Origin of the sequence: Rhizobium sp. 768_B6_N1_8, from assembly GCF_051811225.1 — a bacterium.
GTDB lineage: Bacteria > Pseudomonadota > Alphaproteobacteria > Rhizobiales > Rhizobiaceae > Rhizobium.
This window is the reverse complement of record NZ_JBPWPV010000002.1, coordinates 844276-859288: the sequence shown is the minus strand read 5'-3', so window position 1 is coordinate 859288 and position 15013 is coordinate 844276. Positions and strand designations below refer to the sequence as shown.

Genomic DNA, 15013 nt, shown 5'->3' with positions numbered 1-15013 from the left:
ACGAAAGAGGATAGTCATGACTTCAGATAATCCGATCCGCTGGGGCATTATCGGCCCCGGCACCATCGCCCGCACTTTTGCCGATGGCGTCGCGCATTCGCGCACCGGCAAACTCGTGGCGATCGCCACCCGCAACCCCGACAAGCCAGGCCTTGCCGATGGTTTTCCGGGTGCGCGCATCGTCAATGGCTATGAGGCGCTGTTGGCCGACAAGGAGGTCGACGCGATCTATATCGCCACGCCCCATACCGGGCATGCCGAATGGGCCATCAAGGCAATCCGCGCCGGCAAACATGTGCTCGTCGAAAAGCCGATCGCTCTCTCGGCCTATGATGCCGAGGCGATCTATTACGAGGCGAAGAAGGCTCGCGTTTTTGCCGGCGAAGCCTTCATGTATCGTGTGCATCCGCAGACCGAGAAGCTGGTCGAGCTCGTCAAGAGTGGCACGATTGGCGAAATCCGCATCATCCGCTCCAGCTTCGGCTTCAGCATGGGCACCTACAAGCCGGAACACCGCCTTTTTGCCAATGAAACGGCGGGCGGCGGCATTCTCGATGTTGGCGGCTATCCCGTTTCCATGGCTCGGTTGATTGCCGGTGCAGCAGCCGGCAAGCCGTTCCTGGATCCGGAGAAGGTTTCAGGTGTCGCCCATCTCGGCCAATCCGGCGTCGACGAATGGGCGTCGGCCGTGCTCAAATTCCCGAACGACATAATCGCTGAAGTTTCGTGCTCGATCATGGCGCAGCAGGATAACGTACTGCACATCATCGGGTCTGCAGGCCGCATCGAAGTCAAGGATTTCTGGTTTGCCTCCGGCCACAAGGGCGGCGTCGGCAAAATCGAGATCTTCAGGAACGGCGAGCAGGAGACGATCGAAGTCAAGGAAGACCGCTGGCTCTACTCGTTCGAAGCGGACGCTGCCGGTGACGCGATCCGCGCTGGCGAACAGGAATTCCGCTCGCCGGGCATGAGCTGGGCAGATTCCATCAACAACCTCAAGGTGCTCGACCAGTGGCGCGCCTCGGTTGGTCTCGAATATGGCGTCGAGAAAGCAGCCAAGCGCACCCTGAACATTGCCGGCGGCGTTGTCCGGCGCGGCAACTCGATTCCGCAGCGCCAAATCCCCGGCATTTCCAAGCCGGCCTCGGTCGTCACCCTCGGCTTCGAATTCTTCCCAAATTTCGCTGCCGCCTCGCTGACGCTCGACACCTTCTATGAAGCTGGCGGCAATGTCTTCGATACAGCCTTCGTCTATGGCGGTGGCAAGACGGAGAGCATTTTCGGCGACTGGCACACGAGCCGGCAGGTTCCGCGCGAGGAGATCGTGGTGATCGGCAAGGGCGCCCACTCGCCGCTCTGCTATCCTGATGTCATCAGCAGGCAACTCGATCAGTCTCTCAACCGCCTGAAGACCGACTATGTCGATATCTACTTCATGCATCGCGACAATACCGACGTGCCGGTCGGCGAATTCGTCGATGCCATGGATGCCGAGGTCAAGCGCGGCCGCATCCGTGGCATCTTCGGCGGCTCGAACTGGACGCGTGCGCGTTTCGACGAGGCGATCGCCTATGCTAAGAAGAACGGGAAGCAAGCACCTGCCGCCCTTTCCAACAACTTCTCGCTCGCCGAAATGCTCGATCCGATCTGGGCCGGCTGCGTTGCTGCCTCGGACGATGAGTGGAAAAAGTGGCTGAACGAAAAGCAGATCCCGAACTTCGCCTGGTCGAGCCAGGGCCGCGGCTTCTTCACCGACCGGGCCGGCCGCGACAAGCGCGATGACGAGGAGATTGTTCGCTGCTGGTATTCGGATCGCAACTTCGTGCGCCGTGACCGGGCAATCGCGCTTGCCAAAGAGCTTGGCCGGCATCCGATCCATATCGCGCTTGCCTATGTTATCGCGCAGCCGTTCCCCGTTATCCCGCTGATCGGACCGCGCACGATCGCCGAGCTGGAAGACAGCCTTTCGGCACTGAACATCACGCTGACGCCCGAACAGGTGAAGTGGCTGGAGGGCTGATTGCCTCGCCCAGAGAGTACGTGACGACATGCGGCGGGCCTCAACGCCTGCCGCTTTTCTGTTGCGCGACGGCGCAGCGGCCAATGACAACTAATCCATCGGTGTTGCATTCTCGCCATTGCCCTCAACCATAGGTCATCTAGTGTAGGGCCGCAGCAGGGAGCAAGGCGATGACGCGAACGGTTTGGCCGAAGGAAGCGCTGACGTCAGAGACGATGAATTTTCTCGACGGCATTCACCAGGAATGGTGCTCGGCCGCGCGTTGCAGCCGTAGCAGCAATCTCGGAATGACAAAGGCGAGAGCGCTGGTCGACTGGTTCGAATTCGGTGTGCGGGATCGCGAAGAGTTGCTCGGCCTGCTCTCGGAAGATTTTTCCGGCGCCGCCTGAGGCGCCCCACTTGTTTTTGCCGTATTGGCGCTACCTCACTCTGAACGATACAATGAGGAGACGCCTTTGCGTAAATATCTAGTATTATTCGGCATTATCCTGTTTCCGACGACAGCTTTCGCGCAATCTCCGGATCTGGAGGCGACATGTCAATCAGTCGCCAAGGGCTTCTTCATGAGCGATCAGCTTTCGATCGGCACGGTTCAATCCTTCCCCGAACTCAAGCCACCCGGCGTTCGCATGACCTATTCGACGCGATCGGGAACCGCACCGGGTGAGATGACCGATACGTTCGAATGCGAATTCGACAAGGTTGACAAGCCGCATCATCTTGCGCGGTTCTGCGTGTCGAATAGCTGTTATTCACCAAGTGAAGATGATGCCGATCGAAAACGCCGCTTCGAGGAAGCTCGAATTCTCCTGGAGCGAACCGAGAAATAATCTACCTATGCGCGACTAGTGTCGCGTGTGAATGTCTCCGCTCTCACCCGCGCCCTGCAGCAGAGCCGCATCGTCGCGATCGTCTTCATCGATCAATTCCTGCATCGTCTCGTGTTCGTCATCCTCGCTGAACTCGTCGGATGCCTGCAGCCAGTGGCGAAGTGCGGCCCCTTCCGGGCGGCCCTCTTGCTCCCAAATCTCGTAGGCGCGCTGCCGAATTGCTTCTTCCTTGTCCCTAGCCATTCTGTTGCCTCCAATCGCCCCAATCTGCCGGCGTTCTCTCGTTAGTGGGCGACGCCGGTGATCGGATCGACGATCGCCCGCTCGCTTTCATCCCTGGCACCCGGCGGCTGGACCGTCGGTGGAGCACTGGCTTCCTTGTCCGCACGATCTGGCGCTTCCACAATCGGTCCGACATCCCTGGGACGGCGCTGTTCGGCTTTGGCGTTGGTATCCTTCGTGCCCATGACGCATCTCCTTTCCTAGGAAACACCGGCATTCGTTCGAGGTTCCGCCGCAGAGTTCAAATGAGGGCCTTGCCACGCCGCTCCGGCCGACTGGCAGGAGCGAGATGGCGGAGCCGAGGAATTTTTCCCGGCTATCAGAACTTCTCTGTCGTATCGGCCTTGCCCTTGACCCAGTAGCCCGAGGCCTTGATCCAGCTCAGCGGATAGCCGCGTTCTTCGACGAGATAGGTACGGATTGCCCGCACCACCGACGCTTCGGCTGCAATCCAGACGAAGGTCTGGGGAACGATATCGATCCCCGCCAGGGCAGCAATCAGCGGTTCGGCGCTCGTCGCATCGGACAGAGGACGGTAAACCCAACGCGTTCTGAGCGCTGCAGCTGTCTCGAAGGTTTGCTCTTCTTCCGGGCCTGCGACTGCGGCGATTGTCGCAATGGTCGTATCGGCCCCGCTCTCCTCGATGCGCCGGCCGATGGCAGGCAAAGCCGTCTCATCGCCGATCAAAAGCCATGTCTTCACACTCCCGGCAACCACCGCTGAGCCGCGCGGGCCGCCGATTTCAAGAGACATGCCTGGCTGGGCGTCGATTGCCCATTGCGTGACCGGACCGGCCTCGTGCAGGGCAAAGTCGATCGTCAGGCTGCGGGCAGCGTTATCATAGCGGCGCGGCGTGTAGTCCCGACGTTCCTCGGCGCCATCGGCGCCTGGCACGATGATCTTGATGTGATCGTCAGGTGCAAGGCTGGTGAAATCGGCGAGGTCTTCACCCATCAGCACGATGCGCCGCATCCCGGGCGTGATATCGGCCACGCTTTCGACCGTCGGCGAACGGCGGCGCAATTCATGGCGGACCCGTTCGATAGCAGGTGCAGGGAACTGGGGATGTGTGGAATGGTTGTTATCCATCATGTCCTTCCGGGGCTTCGGGAAACGATCCGCAGGACACAGTCGCGCAGATCGAAGCCGCAAAGCCGTTCGATCATACGCGTTGAGTGACGTTAACGCTTACGTGGCTGGATCGTCTCCGGCCAATAATCCTTCTCTAGCGAAGGCCGGAACACGACGCAATAGAAACTTGAGTGATTGTCTCCATTTTTTGAGTGCTACCCAGACCTCAAATTCGGCCCGTAACCCTAAAGTTGTTGGATGCACGATTTTCACAAGCGATCGGTATGGTTCTTGCAACGTTACCAATATCCTTACGTTGGGGAGACCAAGTGTAATGGAATGGAACACATACGAGCGCTTTCCCCCTCTGGTGCTGATGCTGGGTGGCCGGGAAAAATACAGGGTCCTCAGAACGTTGAGAGACGCCGCTGAGGTTTTGATAGCGGACTGGCCGTCAGAAGACGGCGAGGAATATGTCGTGGCCGTCAAGGCCTGCGTCGACGCGATCAGCGGACAGATCGATGTCGGCGAACTGCAGAACGCTATTCGCCGTGCGGCAGCTGAAGCCGGCATTGCGATCTTGACCGTTGTTCACTGAAGCCAGTCGCCCGCGGCCAGGGCCGCGGGACTGACAACTGAAGCTTGCCGTCTTGCCTGAAAACCGCGACGATGTCGCCAGGCAAGGTTTGGCGATGATGAGATGCGGCATAGGCTTAGTGGCTGCGGCGCTGGTTTCCGCAGCGTGGGGTATCTTGGCGACCACGGCCAGCGCTGCCGAGCCATCCGCTCCAGGAGCGGCTTGCCTTTACCAGGGGGACGCCGGTGACGGGCAAACGCTCTGCATTCGAAAAGATCACTTCAATGCCGATCTCTGCGCCGTCATGGACCGTTTCGCAGCGATCCATAACATCCCACCTGCCTTCTTCGCCCGGCTGATCTGGCGCGAAAGCCTGTTCCGCCCTGAAGCGGTCAGCCCGAAAGGCGCGGAGGGCATTGCCCAATTCATGCCGGGCACTGCCCGGCTGAGGGCATTGGAAAACAGCTTCGATGTCGTCCAGGCGCTCAAGGCGTCGTCCAGTTATCTCGACGAACTCAGGCTTCGTTTCGGCAATCTCGGACTTGCCGCCGCTGCCTATAATGCCGGTGAATCCGGCCTCAGCCGGTTTCTCTCCTCCGACCGCCTGCCGATCGAGACCCGCGACTATGTGTTCGCGATTACCGGGCAGACCGTCGAGACCTGGCGGGACAGCCCTCCGGAGACCGCTGCGCCGGAGCTGCGGGACGGCATGCCGTTCCGTGACGCATGTGTGGCGCTTGCCGAAACCCGACAAATGAACGAACCGGTCCTGACCGGATCGGCCGACTGGGCGCCGTGGGGCGTACAGCTTGCCGCCCATTACAATCCGTCCGTGGCCGACCGGCTCTTCACTATATCGCTCACAAAGCTTCCCGAACCGCTGAACACCGAGCGCGCCCTGATCGTGCGCCAGAGGGGCGGAAACTTCGGCTATCGCCCGCGCTATGCCGCCAGGATCGGCCGGGAGACCCGCGCCGAAGCGACCAAGCTCTGCAGTACGATCCGCGCCGCTGGCGTTGCCTGCACTGTCTTCCGAAACCGCTAATCCGAAGTACATCGCGGCTCAGCCTATCCGACAGTTTAGTGCCGAAGTGCCGCCAGGCTTGCTACGTTCGCGGGCCAAGCATCAAGGGGATTGAAATGATCAGAGCTGCCGAAGCTACCAACAGGCCCAGCGAGACGGACACCTCCGAACAGGAGCAGGACGACTTTCTGGAGGAGTCGCTTGAGGAAACATTTCCGGCAAGCGATCCGATCGCACCCGGTCGCCCATGGCGGGAGCCGTCAAAGGATAGCCCTTCCACCTGATGGATCGCAATCGGCGACCGCCAGTACCGGTCCAGGATCTGCACTGGTGAACGATACCCGCAGAACCCCGATAGAGCTTATCGAGACTATTGGTGACTGGGGCCGTTGCCCGAAAAGAATAAGGCGTCTGCCGGGGGAGGAGATCCAGCAGACGCCTTTTATGACGCGTGGCAGCGGGAGGAGGATGCCGCCACGTAGACGCTGGCTCGGGAGGAGGTAAGCCGCGTCTTGGACAAAGCGACGAGGGAGGAGTTTCATCGCTTCGTTGAACTGGAATATAGGCCGGTCGCTGCCAGTCTTCTAGGCACATATTTGCAAAGCTGCCATGCGTTATGCGTCAGACGAAGGGCTCTTATGATGCAAAAAAACGCGCCCGCCTTCATCAGGCGAGCGCGTTTGGTATTCATTAAGAACTGGTCTTAGCGGCCGACGGCGGCGCGTGCGACGTCGCGGATATCACCGCGAGCAATGCCTAGGTCATTCAGTTCGCGGCTCGACATACGGCCAAGCTCAGTAACGGTTTGACGATACTTGCGCCAGTTGTTGAAGGTGCGTGCGATGCTCATTATAATCCCCTTTCCGTGGGTCCAGCGACAGCTGCCAGGTAGCGGCGCTTCGTTCGCTTTGATGAGAAATATATAATATGGGGTTGCAGGAATGAGTAGCGTTCAGACTACAGTTCACCTATGCACAAAACGCATGACGAGGCAGGCTTATGGCCTTTTCTGAGGCAGTTTCCTATCCGTGAGTATAGTTTGAAGGAGGCCTGCCGAAGCCCCATTTGATCCCCACGATCCTCCGAAGCCGATCAGGGGCCATTCGATGTCTAGCTCAGTCTGCGAAACCTATCCTGGAATATGCAGTAAATCCCGTCTCGCTCACCCTCGTCCTGCCCGCCTGTTCCATCCCGCAAACGACAATAGGCAAAATGCGATCCGGCCACCCGTCGTCGCTCTACCCACCAGCATTCCAGTGTCCGGGGCTAAACCCATGCCTGCCCTGGAAGTCGGATCGATGATTTCACTGCTGGGGCTGCTCGTCTTCGCCGCCCATGAGGAGATCGTGGCCGTCGCCCCCGCGGTCACTTCTGCTCTCGAGCAGTTTCTCGCAAGTGCGCCGGTCGCCCTCTGGTAGCCGCAGCATCTCATCCTATTGCAAAGCTTGCCCGGATCACCCAAGTGCAGGTGGGCGGTGCTGGACATGACTGATGCTCTTCGAAGATTCACGGCTGACGATCGGTGTCGTTCTCCCCATGCAGGAGCGAGAGCGGCACGACATCGACTTCGGTCTTCAGTTGGAGCTTGCGCGCCGCGCCGATGAATTCGGCTTCTCGGCAATTTGGGTCCGCGACGTCCCCTTGAACAGCCCCGCCTATCCTGATCCCATCGGGCATTCCGACCCCTGGGTGCTGCTTGGTGCGCTGGCGGCATCTACCCGTTCGATCGCATTGGCGACCGGCGCAATCGTTCTGCCCCTGCGCCATCCGCTTCATGTTGCCAAAGCGGCCCTGTCGATGGACGCCTTATCATCGGGCAGGTTTGTTCTCGGCCTTGGTTCCGGCGACCGCCCGTCAGAGTTTGCGGCTTTCGACCGCAATGTCGACGACCGGCGCGAATTGTTTCGGTCCAACTGGGCTGCACTCAGCAATGCGCTTGACGGCGATGTCGGCTCGCAGACAAGTGAGGACCAATTCGAGATCCGTCCGCGCAGCGGGCGGCGCCTTCCACTGGTCGCCGTCGGCTCCTCCTCGCAATCACTCGAATGGATCGCCAGAAACGCCGGCGCCTGGATGACCTACCACCGGCCCCTCGGCGCACAGAAGGACCGGATAGCCCTATGGCATGGGGCGGTACAGCGTACGACCACTGAATTCCGGGGCATGGGTCAGGCCATGGCCCTTGATCTCCTGGATACGCCATCAGACCACATCGACGAGATCAATCTCGGATATCGAACCGGACCAGAAGGATTGCTCGCCGCTCTATCTTCCCTCCGCAATCTCGCCGTTCACCACGTTGCTTTCAACCTGCTCGTCAATGGGCGCGAGGCTCTCACCGATCTTGAGATCATCGCGCGGGAAGTTCTGCCACGACTGAACCAGGCCGCAGAACTGCAGGCGTCTCGATAATCTCTGAGGTACGCGGTTAGCGATCGAAGAAATTCTGCCAAGTCTTCTCGCCAATAAGGCAGTCCGTTGTGGGCTGGTTCATCTCAATTTTGCGGATCTGTGCGGGCAGTTCGAGCCCGCTAATTTCCCAGACCAGCTTCCTGCGAACGGCAATGGCAAAATCCTCGATCTTATGGACAGGCAAGACGAAGGAGCCGGGGCCGCCGATCACGCAGTCGCCGTAATATTTGTCGAGTCCCTCGGGCACATCGGATGGTCGCAGCATAATGGCCAGTCCGTTGATGACGATGCCCGCCTCCAGAGCCGCATCGCGTGCAGGTGTGACGGGGTCGCCGGAATTGTTTGGACCATCACCGGAAACGTCGATCACCTCGCGATGACCCTTGTAGGGGCTCGCGGCAAGCATCGATGCTCCTTGAACGATCGCTGCGGATATGGATGTACGGCGCTGCGTAGCAATCGGCCGCGCTTCCAGTTTGTCGGCAAAATCCAGTGCATCTTTTTCAGTCTCGATCACCTGCCAGTCGATGACGGAGCCTGGCACGACATAGCCGGCCCATTCGAAATAGCTGACAGCGATCCGCCCGGTCAGGCCACCTTTCACGGCGTCGAGGAACTCCTTGTGCCGCAACGCCTCGACATAGCCCTCGCGCTGGATGCGGACCTCTTCGTAATCCATCGAACGGGACGTATCGACGGCTAGCACCAGTTCGACATCGACTTCGTTTTGGCTTGATTGCGCGATCGTGGCGGCAGCGCCCGACAGGCTCGCGAGCATCGCAAGTGTTGTCAGCATCATCACTTCCCATCACTGCGTTATGCCGGGAACTCTAACATAATAGCTTGGCGAGACGGCGAGTGCTGCCAGCGTGCATCCTGTCAATTTTCAGTGATGTCGGGTGCCCTCGAACGAACGGGCAGCATTTGAAGAGTCATGTCTTCGCGATCGGCTTCACCACTTGTGAAGAACTCACAGCCATTCTGCGGGACACTTGGCGATTCGCCCAGCAATGACGGAGATAGCATGCCGCTTCTGCAGTTTCCCGCCGACCGACGCACAGCCGATATCAGGCGCTGCGCCGAGGCCCTTCAGAACCTTCACGGCGAGGCCGCCAACCGCTTCTGGCGGTCGGAAATGGCCGGGTTCGCGGCCAATTTGAGAGAACAGGGCTGCAGCGATCACGAACTCTCGCGGCAGGCCGCCCTGTTCATGGATGCGGTACAGATGGAGCTTCAGGTCGTCTACGCCGCGGCGGCAGAGCGATAGAAAGCATTACTTGGGAAAGCGATTGTAGAAGGATTGCGGGTCGTAAACGCACTCGTAGTCGAGCACGCATATTTCCCCATTGGCGGCGCGCACCCTTGCGACATCATATTTGTCGCCCAGCCGGCATCGCGCAGGCGGGTAACGGAAGCTCCGGCCTCCGATGCCCATGCGAACAAAGACGGCCTTTTTCTGCTGGATAATCTGCGCGAGCTCGCGGCAGGAATGGTCGCGGGCATTGACCTCCACGGCGTCGAGAGCAGAGGCAGCTGTGGGGACTAAGAAGGCAGCCGCTAAAATCAAACTTCTCATAAGACCTCCTGATGCGGGCGGGTTAGCAGCGCCTGCGGGGTTCGATCGCAACAGCAGGCGTTGATGCCGCGCGATAGAGGTGGGATTTGGGAGGATGGCAAACCAGATCGATCCATTCACATTGAAGACGTGCTGGCTTCAGATCTTGCCGCGCGTGGCAAAGACAAGCGTCTTCAATTGCTCCTCGTCATGCACGCCCTGACGGTAGAGTTCGATGATGATCGCGGCCGAACGGGCCACATCTTCGTCGTCATCGGCAAGCCCGAACTCAGCCTTCAGCACATCCAGCACATTCTGGCATGTGGCGAGGTCATCCGATGTCAGCGCTTCGTCTCGAGGTTTGATGTAACGGTTGATCATGATGCACTCGCTTGTTGGGTCTGACATTTCCCATAACAGACGTTATTATCGCGCTTCGATCGACAGCGACAGATATCCGGCGTCGAAGCCGGCGATCTTCTGCAGCTTGTCCCAGTCGAGCTATCTCGCCTATATCGACGTTTTCCACACACTGATGTGGCTATCGCTCGCAGTTCTGCCACTCGCCTTCATCCTGCGCAAGATCGACCTTGGTGAGGGTTCGGGCCATCAGGGCGGACGCTGATCTGCCTGGTGTCAGCAACTTCTTGTATATCCCCTAATCTGGGGGTTCATTCGAATCGTTGCATGTACTATGTTTGCGGCGTGATATTCACACGAGACAGGTACTGATGACCCCAGAAATGTCCGGCTTTGAATGCACCCGCGGCAATGCCGTTTCCGGCAAGCTCAAGCTTTCAAGCAAACTGCCCTACTTTATCGTCGCAGGACTTGCTGTGGCCGTATGGGCAAACTCCGACGAACGACCGCACGATACAGAGGTGGCAGCCAAGCAAGCGGCGCCGGCTTCGCTCGCTCGATAAGCACGGCAATTGCTCGGCCGACGATAATGGCGGCCGAGAATATGGCAATCAGATCTATCCCTGATAAGTCATGGTCGCACGGTGTCCCGCATTAGGCTGCTGCGGGAACCAATCAGTTCGAAACCAGATCTCAAATTCTGACGCCGCTCGTCTCGTCAAAGAGATGTACCTGCGTCGGATCGACGGTGACGCCGATCGCCTGGCCCGGCTGAACCGATCCCCTGCCCGTTTCGACGATCGTCATTTCGGGTGTCGTCGCAGCAGTGATGAAGGTCGAGGAACCCGTGGATTCGACGACCGCGACAGGCACGTCAAAGCTCCCCTGCCCCTGATTGGTGATGCCGATATGCTCCGGACGTATGCCGGCGGTGACCCTGCGACCTGGCTGGATCTGATGGTCGATGGCGATCTGCGGCCTGAGCGCGCCGAGATCGAGCGTCAGGCCTTTTCCATCCTCGCCGGCAATCGCCGGAATGAAGTTCATCGCGGGCGAGCCGATGAAACCGGCAACGAATTTGTTGGCAGGCTTGTCGTAAAGGTCGAGCGGCCTGCCCTGCTGCTCGATGATACCATCGCGCATCACGACGACATGATCGGCCATGGTCATCGCCTCGATCTGGTCATGCGTCACATAAACCGAGGTCGCATGCAGACGATCGTGCAGCGCGCGAATCTCCTTGCGCATATGGACGCGCAGGGCCGCATCGAGATTGGATAGCGGCTCATCGAAGAGGAAAGCCTTCGGGTGGCGGATGATGGCGCGGCTCATGGCGACGCGCTGGCGCTGGCCGCCGGAGAGCTCACGCGGATAGCGCTTCAGCAGATGCGAAAGGCCTGTAGTAGCCGCGACCTCCTCAGCTGCCTTCTTCGCCTCCGCCTTTGCAACGCCGCGCATGCGCAGGCTGTAGGTGAGGTTTTCCTCAACGGTCATATGCGGATAGAGCGCATAGGACTGGAATACCATGGCGACATCGCGTTTACGCGGCGGCACTCCGTTCATCAACGCGCCGGCAATCTTCAGGCTGCCATCGGAAATGGTTTCCAGCCCGGCCAGCGAGCGCAGCAGAGTCGACTTGCCGCAGCCGGAAGGGCCAACGAGCGCGACGAAGGTCCCCTTGGCGATGGAGAGGTCGATATTCTTCAAAGCATGGAAGGCGCCGTAATATTTGTTGACGCCGGCAAGCTCGATCTGAGGGGTCATTTGAGGGCTCCCGAGGTGAGGCCGGATACGATGCGGCGCTGCAAAAGAACGAAGATGGCAAGGATCGGCGTCACATACATCGTGGCGTAGGCCATGATGTTGTTCCATTCATTGGTGTTCGGCCCCATGAAGGAGTTGAGCCCGACGCTCGCCGGCTGAAGCTCGGCCGCCTGGATCATCGACTTGGAATAGACGAATTCGCCAAAGGCCTGCATGAAGATGAGAATGGCGCTGACCAGAATGCCGTTGCGGGCAAGCGGCAGCACGATGTTGAAGAAGGCGCCGACACGCGAATTGCCGTCGACGAGGGCAGCCTCTTCGAGCTCCATCGGAACCGCCATGAAGGTGGCCCGCACCAGTACTACGAAGAACGGCATGCTCTTTGCGGCAATGGCGATGATGACGGCAAGCCTTGGATAGTTCAGCATGCCAATCTGAGAAAAGCCGACGAAGATCGGCGTGATCATCAGCGAAGCCGGCAGAACCTGCAGCATAAGGATCAGGAAGAGGCCGATATCCACCCAGATGTTGCGGTAGCGCGCCAACACATAGGAGCAGCCGACTCCGAGCACCGTAATGATGACGACCGCGCCGATCGCAATCACCAGCGAGTTCCAGAGATAGAGCCCCATGCTCCGGCTTTCCCAGACATAGGCATAGGTGCTCCATTGCGGCGAGGCCGGCCAGAAGCTCGGGGGTGTGGCGAACATCTCCGAGCCGCTTTTCAGCGCGGTGATGTACATCCAATAGAGCGGGAAAAGATAGATCGCCGCCATGATGATGGCGATCACGAGCATCAGGCGATTGCGTGCAGTCTCGCTCATCCGCGCACCTCATGGCGGGTTGAGCGGACGTAGACGACAGAGGCGAACATCACGAAGACGATCATGATGACGGAAATGGTCGCGCCCTTGGCGAAATCATATTGGCGGAAAGACAAATCCCAGGCCCAGTATTGCGTGACGTTGGAGGAGTTGTTCGGCCCGCCTGAAGTGATGGCGGCAAAGAGATCGAACTGCTGCAGCGTGAAGATCAGGCCGAGCGCGATGATGGCGCCGATTGTCGAGCGCATCATCGGCAGCGTGATCGTCCAGAAGCGCTGCCAAGCCGTGGCGCCGTCAAGTTCGGCAGCCTCGTAGAGATCGCCTGGAATGCCGGAGAGACCGACGGACAGCAGGATCATATTGAAGGACGTGCCGAGCCAGATATTGGCGATGATGACGGCGTAGAGCGAATAATGCGGGTCCGAACGCCAGAAGATGTTGCCGGAGATGATGCCGCTTTCCTTCAGGATGAAGTTCAGCACGCCGAAATCGCCCGAGAGGATCCAGTTCCAGATCGCACCGACGACAAGGCCGGGCATGACCCAGGAGACGAGGAAGAGACCGCGCAGCCAGGATGCGCCGGGGAAATTGACCCAGAAGAACAGCGCCAGGCCGAAGCCGATCAGGAACTGGCCGGCGATCGAGCCGACGACAAAGATCGCCGTATTGTAGAGGATCGGCAGCGTTTCCGGCTGCGCGAAAAGATCCGTGTAATTCTTGAAGCCCACCCAGGGGCGCGAGAAGGTGCCGAGGCTGAACATGTCAACCTCCTGGAAGCTCATCACCACGTTGTAAATGAGCGGCAGACCTGCCATCAGAAACAGAAAGCCAAGCGGAAAGGCGACAAGCACGATATCGAAACCGCGGCCATCTCTGACGCTGGAAAGGATCCTTCTCATGGGTCCTCCGATGCTCCGAACGGGGCTGCCTGGCGCTTTCGCGGGAGACAGCCCCTGCCGGGAGGAAAAGGGTGGGATGGCCGGTGGCCATCCGGTGATGCGGATATTAGCCGAGCACTGCCTTGATCTTGTCGGCAGCCTGATCAAGCGCGTCCTTCGGGCTCATCTGGCCGGTGAGTGCAGCCTGGATGGCGTCCTGGATCGCCTTGGAGATCTTCGGCCACTGCGGATGCGGACCGCGGGGCTTGGCGTATTTCAGCTGCTCGAGGAAGACCTTGAGGGCAGCATCCTTCAGCGGCTGGCCGGTTTCCGGGATGGAGATGTCGGAACGGGCCGGCAGCTGGCCGAAGTTCTTGAACATCTTGTCGTCCTGCGAGGCGAAATATTCGAGCGCCTTGAAGGCTTCAGCCGGATGCTTGCTGGTCGAGAAGATCGCCCAGTTGAAGTCGCCCATTGCCGAAGAGCGATCTGCACCTTCCTTCGGAACCGGCAGCAGCGTTACGCCCCAATCGAACTTGGCTTCCTGAACCATGCGGTCCAGCTCCCAGGGACCGGAGATCACCATGGCGGCATTGCCGGAATTGAACGTGCCGGTCGAATCCCACTGGCCGCGGGTCAGCGTATCAGGCGAGGCGAGCTTCTCGCCCATGATCGTCTTCCAGACTTCGAGCGCCTTCACCGCGCCGTCAGCATTGATGTGCTCGTAGCTGCCGCCGCCCATCTGGGCCCAGGGGAGGAACTGGAAGGTACCCTCCTCGTTGGCCTTGGCCGAGAAGGCGAGACCATAGACGTTCTTGGCCGGGTCGGTCAGCTTGCGAGCATCCTCGACAAGTTCGTCCCAGGTCTGCGGCGGCTTGTTCGGATCGAGGCCCTTCGCCTTGAACATGTCCTTGTTGTAGTAGAGGGCGATCGTGTTCGTCGCCTTCGGCACACCGAAATATTTGCCGTCCCACTCTACCGACTTCAGTGGTCCGGGGAAGTAGTTTTCGGGCTTGATGACCTTCGAGCTCTTGATCATGTCGGTGAGATCAAGAAAGGCGCCGCGCGATGAAAACAGCGCGTGCTCGGGATTGTCGACGGCGATGATATCGGGCGCCTGGCCGGTGGCATAGGCGCGCATCGCTTCGGTGACGACGTCATCGAACTGGATCAGGCGATATTCGATGGTGATGCCGTTATGCTGGTCGTTGAATTCCTTGACCAGGTTCGGCGCCGGTTGGGTGTCCTTGTCCAGCGACCAGAGCGTCAGCTTGACGTCTTCCGCCTTGGCAGACAGGCCGAAGAGCGAGACGCCGGCGAGCGCCAGCGCGCCCAGAATTACTGATTTTCGGATAGCCATGGTTCTCCTCCTTTGTGGTTATCCATTAAAATAGCCGGCGATTTCCTCCACGCCG

At 59.4% G+C, this 15013-nt stretch carries 21 protein-coding genes and 1 pseudogene; 11 read left to right on the top strand and 11 right to left on the bottom strand.

Annotated features, from left to right (window positions below; genetic code table 11):
• Window positions 1-16: 16 nt before the first annotated feature.
• The 3 genes from AB8B33_RS28370 (at window position 17) to AB8B33_RS28360 (ending at window position 2850) form a co-directional block, all read left to right on the top strand.
• Window positions 17-2020 (top strand): aldo/keto reductase, encoded by a 2004-nt coding sequence (locus AB8B33_RS28370; protein ID WP_439017924.1) that lies wholly within the window; start codon window positions 17-19, stop codon window positions 2018-2020.
• A gap of 170 nt (window positions 2021-2190) precedes the next feature.
• Entirely contained in the window at window positions 2191-2409 is a 219-nt protein-coding gene (locus AB8B33_RS28365; RefSeq protein WP_439017923.1) for a hypothetical protein, read from the top strand.
• A gap of 66 nt (window positions 2410-2475) precedes the next feature.
• Window positions 2476-2850, top strand: coding sequence for a hypothetical protein (locus AB8B33_RS28360; RefSeq protein WP_113320043.1), 375 nt, complete (start codon window positions 2476-2478; stop codon window positions 2848-2850).
• A gap of 33 nt (window positions 2851-2883) precedes the next feature.
• On the opposite strand, the pseudogene AB8B33_RS28355 reads toward AB8B33_RS28360, so the two are convergent.
• The 3 genes and pseudogenes from AB8B33_RS28355 to AB8B33_RS28345 all read right to left on the bottom strand — a co-directional run.
• A pseudogene (locus AB8B33_RS28355) lies at window positions 2884-3093 on the bottom strand (DUF2934 domain-containing protein); the annotation flags it as partial.
• A gap of 41 nt (window positions 3094-3134) precedes the next feature.
• On the bottom strand, window positions 3135-3317 hold the full coding sequence (locus tag AB8B33_RS28350; RefSeq protein ID WP_113320045.1) for a hypothetical protein: 183 nt from the start codon (window positions 3315-3317) through the stop codon (window positions 3135-3137).
• Between the two features lie 134 nt (window positions 3318-3451).
• Entirely contained in the window at window positions 3452-4222 is a 771-nt protein-coding gene (locus AB8B33_RS28345; protein ID WP_439017922.1) for a siderophore-interacting protein, read from the bottom strand.
• A gap of 316 nt (window positions 4223-4538) precedes the next feature.
• On the opposite strand from AB8B33_RS28345, the gene AB8B33_RS28340 reads away from it, so the two are divergent.
• The 3 genes from AB8B33_RS28340 to AB8B33_RS28330 all read left to right on the top strand — a co-directional run bounded on the left by AB8B33_RS28340 (window position 4539) and on the right by AB8B33_RS28330 (window position 6089).
• Complete coding sequence (locus AB8B33_RS28340) at window positions 4539-4802, top strand: DUF982 domain-containing protein (protein ID WP_439017921.1); 264 nt, start codon at window positions 4539-4541, stop codon at window positions 4800-4802.
• Window positions 4803-4896: 94 nt separating this feature from the next.
• Window positions 4897-5826, top strand: a complete 930-nt coding sequence (locus AB8B33_RS28335) for a lytic transglycosylase domain-containing protein (protein ID WP_439018867.1) — start codon at window positions 4897-4899, stop codon at window positions 5824-5826.
• A 95-nt stretch (window positions 5827-5921) separates the two neighbouring features.
• On the top strand, window positions 5922-6089 hold the full coding sequence (locus tag AB8B33_RS28330) for a hypothetical protein (RefSeq protein ID WP_439017920.1): 168 nt from the start codon (window positions 5922-5924) through the stop codon (window positions 6087-6089).
• A 419-nt stretch (window positions 6090-6508) separates the two neighbouring features.
• Here AB8B33_RS28330 and AB8B33_RS28325 read toward each other — a convergent pair whose 3' ends face one another.
• Window positions 6509-6655, bottom strand: a complete 147-nt coding sequence (locus AB8B33_RS28325; RefSeq protein WP_113184802.1) for a DUF1127 domain-containing protein — start codon at window positions 6653-6655, stop codon at window positions 6509-6511.
• Between the two features lie 424 nt (window positions 6656-7079).
• Between AB8B33_RS28325 and AB8B33_RS28320 the strand changes: the two genes are divergently transcribed.
• Together AB8B33_RS28320 and AB8B33_RS28315 are read left to right on the top strand one after the other, a co-directional pair.
• Complete coding sequence (locus tag AB8B33_RS28320; protein WP_439017919.1) at window positions 7080-7223, top strand: hypothetical protein; 144 nt, start codon at window positions 7080-7082, stop codon at window positions 7221-7223.
• Between the two features lie 73 nt (window positions 7224-7296).
• Window positions 7297-8217, top strand: a complete 921-nt coding sequence (locus AB8B33_RS28315) for a TIGR03571 family LLM class oxidoreductase (protein ID WP_439017918.1) — start codon at window positions 7297-7299, stop codon at window positions 8215-8217.
• A gap of 16 nt (window positions 8218-8233) precedes the next feature.
• Here the strand turns inward: AB8B33_RS28315 and AB8B33_RS28310 are convergent, their stop codons facing one another.
• Window positions 8234-9013: a DUF1194 domain-containing protein gene (locus AB8B33_RS28310; protein ID WP_439017917.1), complete on the bottom strand. Its 780-nt coding sequence runs from the start codon at window positions 9011-9013 to the stop codon at window positions 8234-8236.
• A 228-nt stretch (window positions 9014-9241) separates the two neighbouring features.
• On the opposite strand from AB8B33_RS28310, the gene AB8B33_RS28305 reads away from it, so the two are divergent.
• Window positions 9242-9484 (top strand): DUF6074 family protein, encoded by a 243-nt coding sequence (locus AB8B33_RS28305; protein ID WP_025668238.1) that lies wholly within the window; start codon window positions 9242-9244, stop codon window positions 9482-9484.
• Between the two features lie 6 nt (window positions 9485-9490).
• On the opposite strand, the gene AB8B33_RS28300 is transcribed toward AB8B33_RS28305, so the two are convergent.
• Window positions 9491-9793 carry a hypothetical protein gene (locus AB8B33_RS28300; RefSeq protein WP_439017916.1) on the bottom strand — a complete coding sequence of 101 codons (303 nt, stop codon included), beginning with the start codon at window positions 9791-9793 and terminating at the stop codon, window positions 9491-9493.
• 138 nt (window positions 9794-9931) lie between these two features.
• Entirely contained in the window at window positions 9932-10153 is a 222-nt protein-coding gene (locus AB8B33_RS28295) for a hypothetical protein (RefSeq protein WP_113184867.1), read from the bottom strand.
• A gap of 1 nt (window position 10154) precedes the next feature.
• Between AB8B33_RS28295 and AB8B33_RS28290 the strand changes: the two genes are divergently transcribed.
• Together AB8B33_RS28290 and AB8B33_RS28285 are read left to right on the top strand one after the other, a co-directional pair.
• On the top strand, window positions 10155-10397 hold the full coding sequence (locus AB8B33_RS28290) for a hypothetical protein (RefSeq protein ID WP_439017915.1): 243 nt from the start codon (window positions 10155-10157) through the stop codon (window positions 10395-10397).
• A gap of 106 nt (window positions 10398-10503) precedes the next feature.
• On the top strand, window positions 10504-10695 hold the full coding sequence (locus AB8B33_RS28285) for a hypothetical protein (protein WP_192730951.1): 192 nt from the start codon (window positions 10504-10506) through the stop codon (window positions 10693-10695).
• Window positions 10696-10825: 130 nt separating this feature from the next.
• On the opposite strand, the gene AB8B33_RS28280 is transcribed toward AB8B33_RS28285, so the two are convergent.
• The 4 genes from AB8B33_RS28280 to AB8B33_RS28265 all read right to left on the bottom strand — a co-directional run bounded on the left by AB8B33_RS28280 (window position 10826) and on the right by AB8B33_RS28265 (window position 14958).
• Window positions 10826-11896 (bottom strand): ABC transporter ATP-binding protein, encoded by a 1071-nt coding sequence (locus AB8B33_RS28280; protein ID WP_439017914.1) that lies wholly within the window; start codon window positions 11894-11896, stop codon window positions 10826-10828.
• Window positions 11893-12720, bottom strand: a complete 828-nt coding sequence (locus AB8B33_RS28275) for a carbohydrate ABC transporter permease (protein ID WP_439017913.1) — start codon at window positions 12718-12720, stop codon at window positions 11893-11895. The genes AB8B33_RS28280 and AB8B33_RS28275 overlap by 4 nt, the downstream gene beginning before the upstream one ends.
• Window positions 12717-13619, bottom strand: a complete 903-nt coding sequence (locus AB8B33_RS28270; RefSeq protein WP_183743004.1) for a carbohydrate ABC transporter permease — start codon at window positions 13617-13619, stop codon at window positions 12717-12719. Before AB8B33_RS28270 ends, AB8B33_RS28275 begins: the two co-directional genes overlap by 4 nt.
• A gap of 106 nt (window positions 13620-13725) precedes the next feature.
• Window positions 13726-14958, bottom strand: coding sequence for an ABC transporter substrate-binding protein (locus AB8B33_RS28265; protein ID WP_439017912.1), 1233 nt, complete (start codon window positions 14956-14958; stop codon window positions 13726-13728).
• Between the last annotated feature and the right edge of the window lie 55 nt (window positions 14959-15013).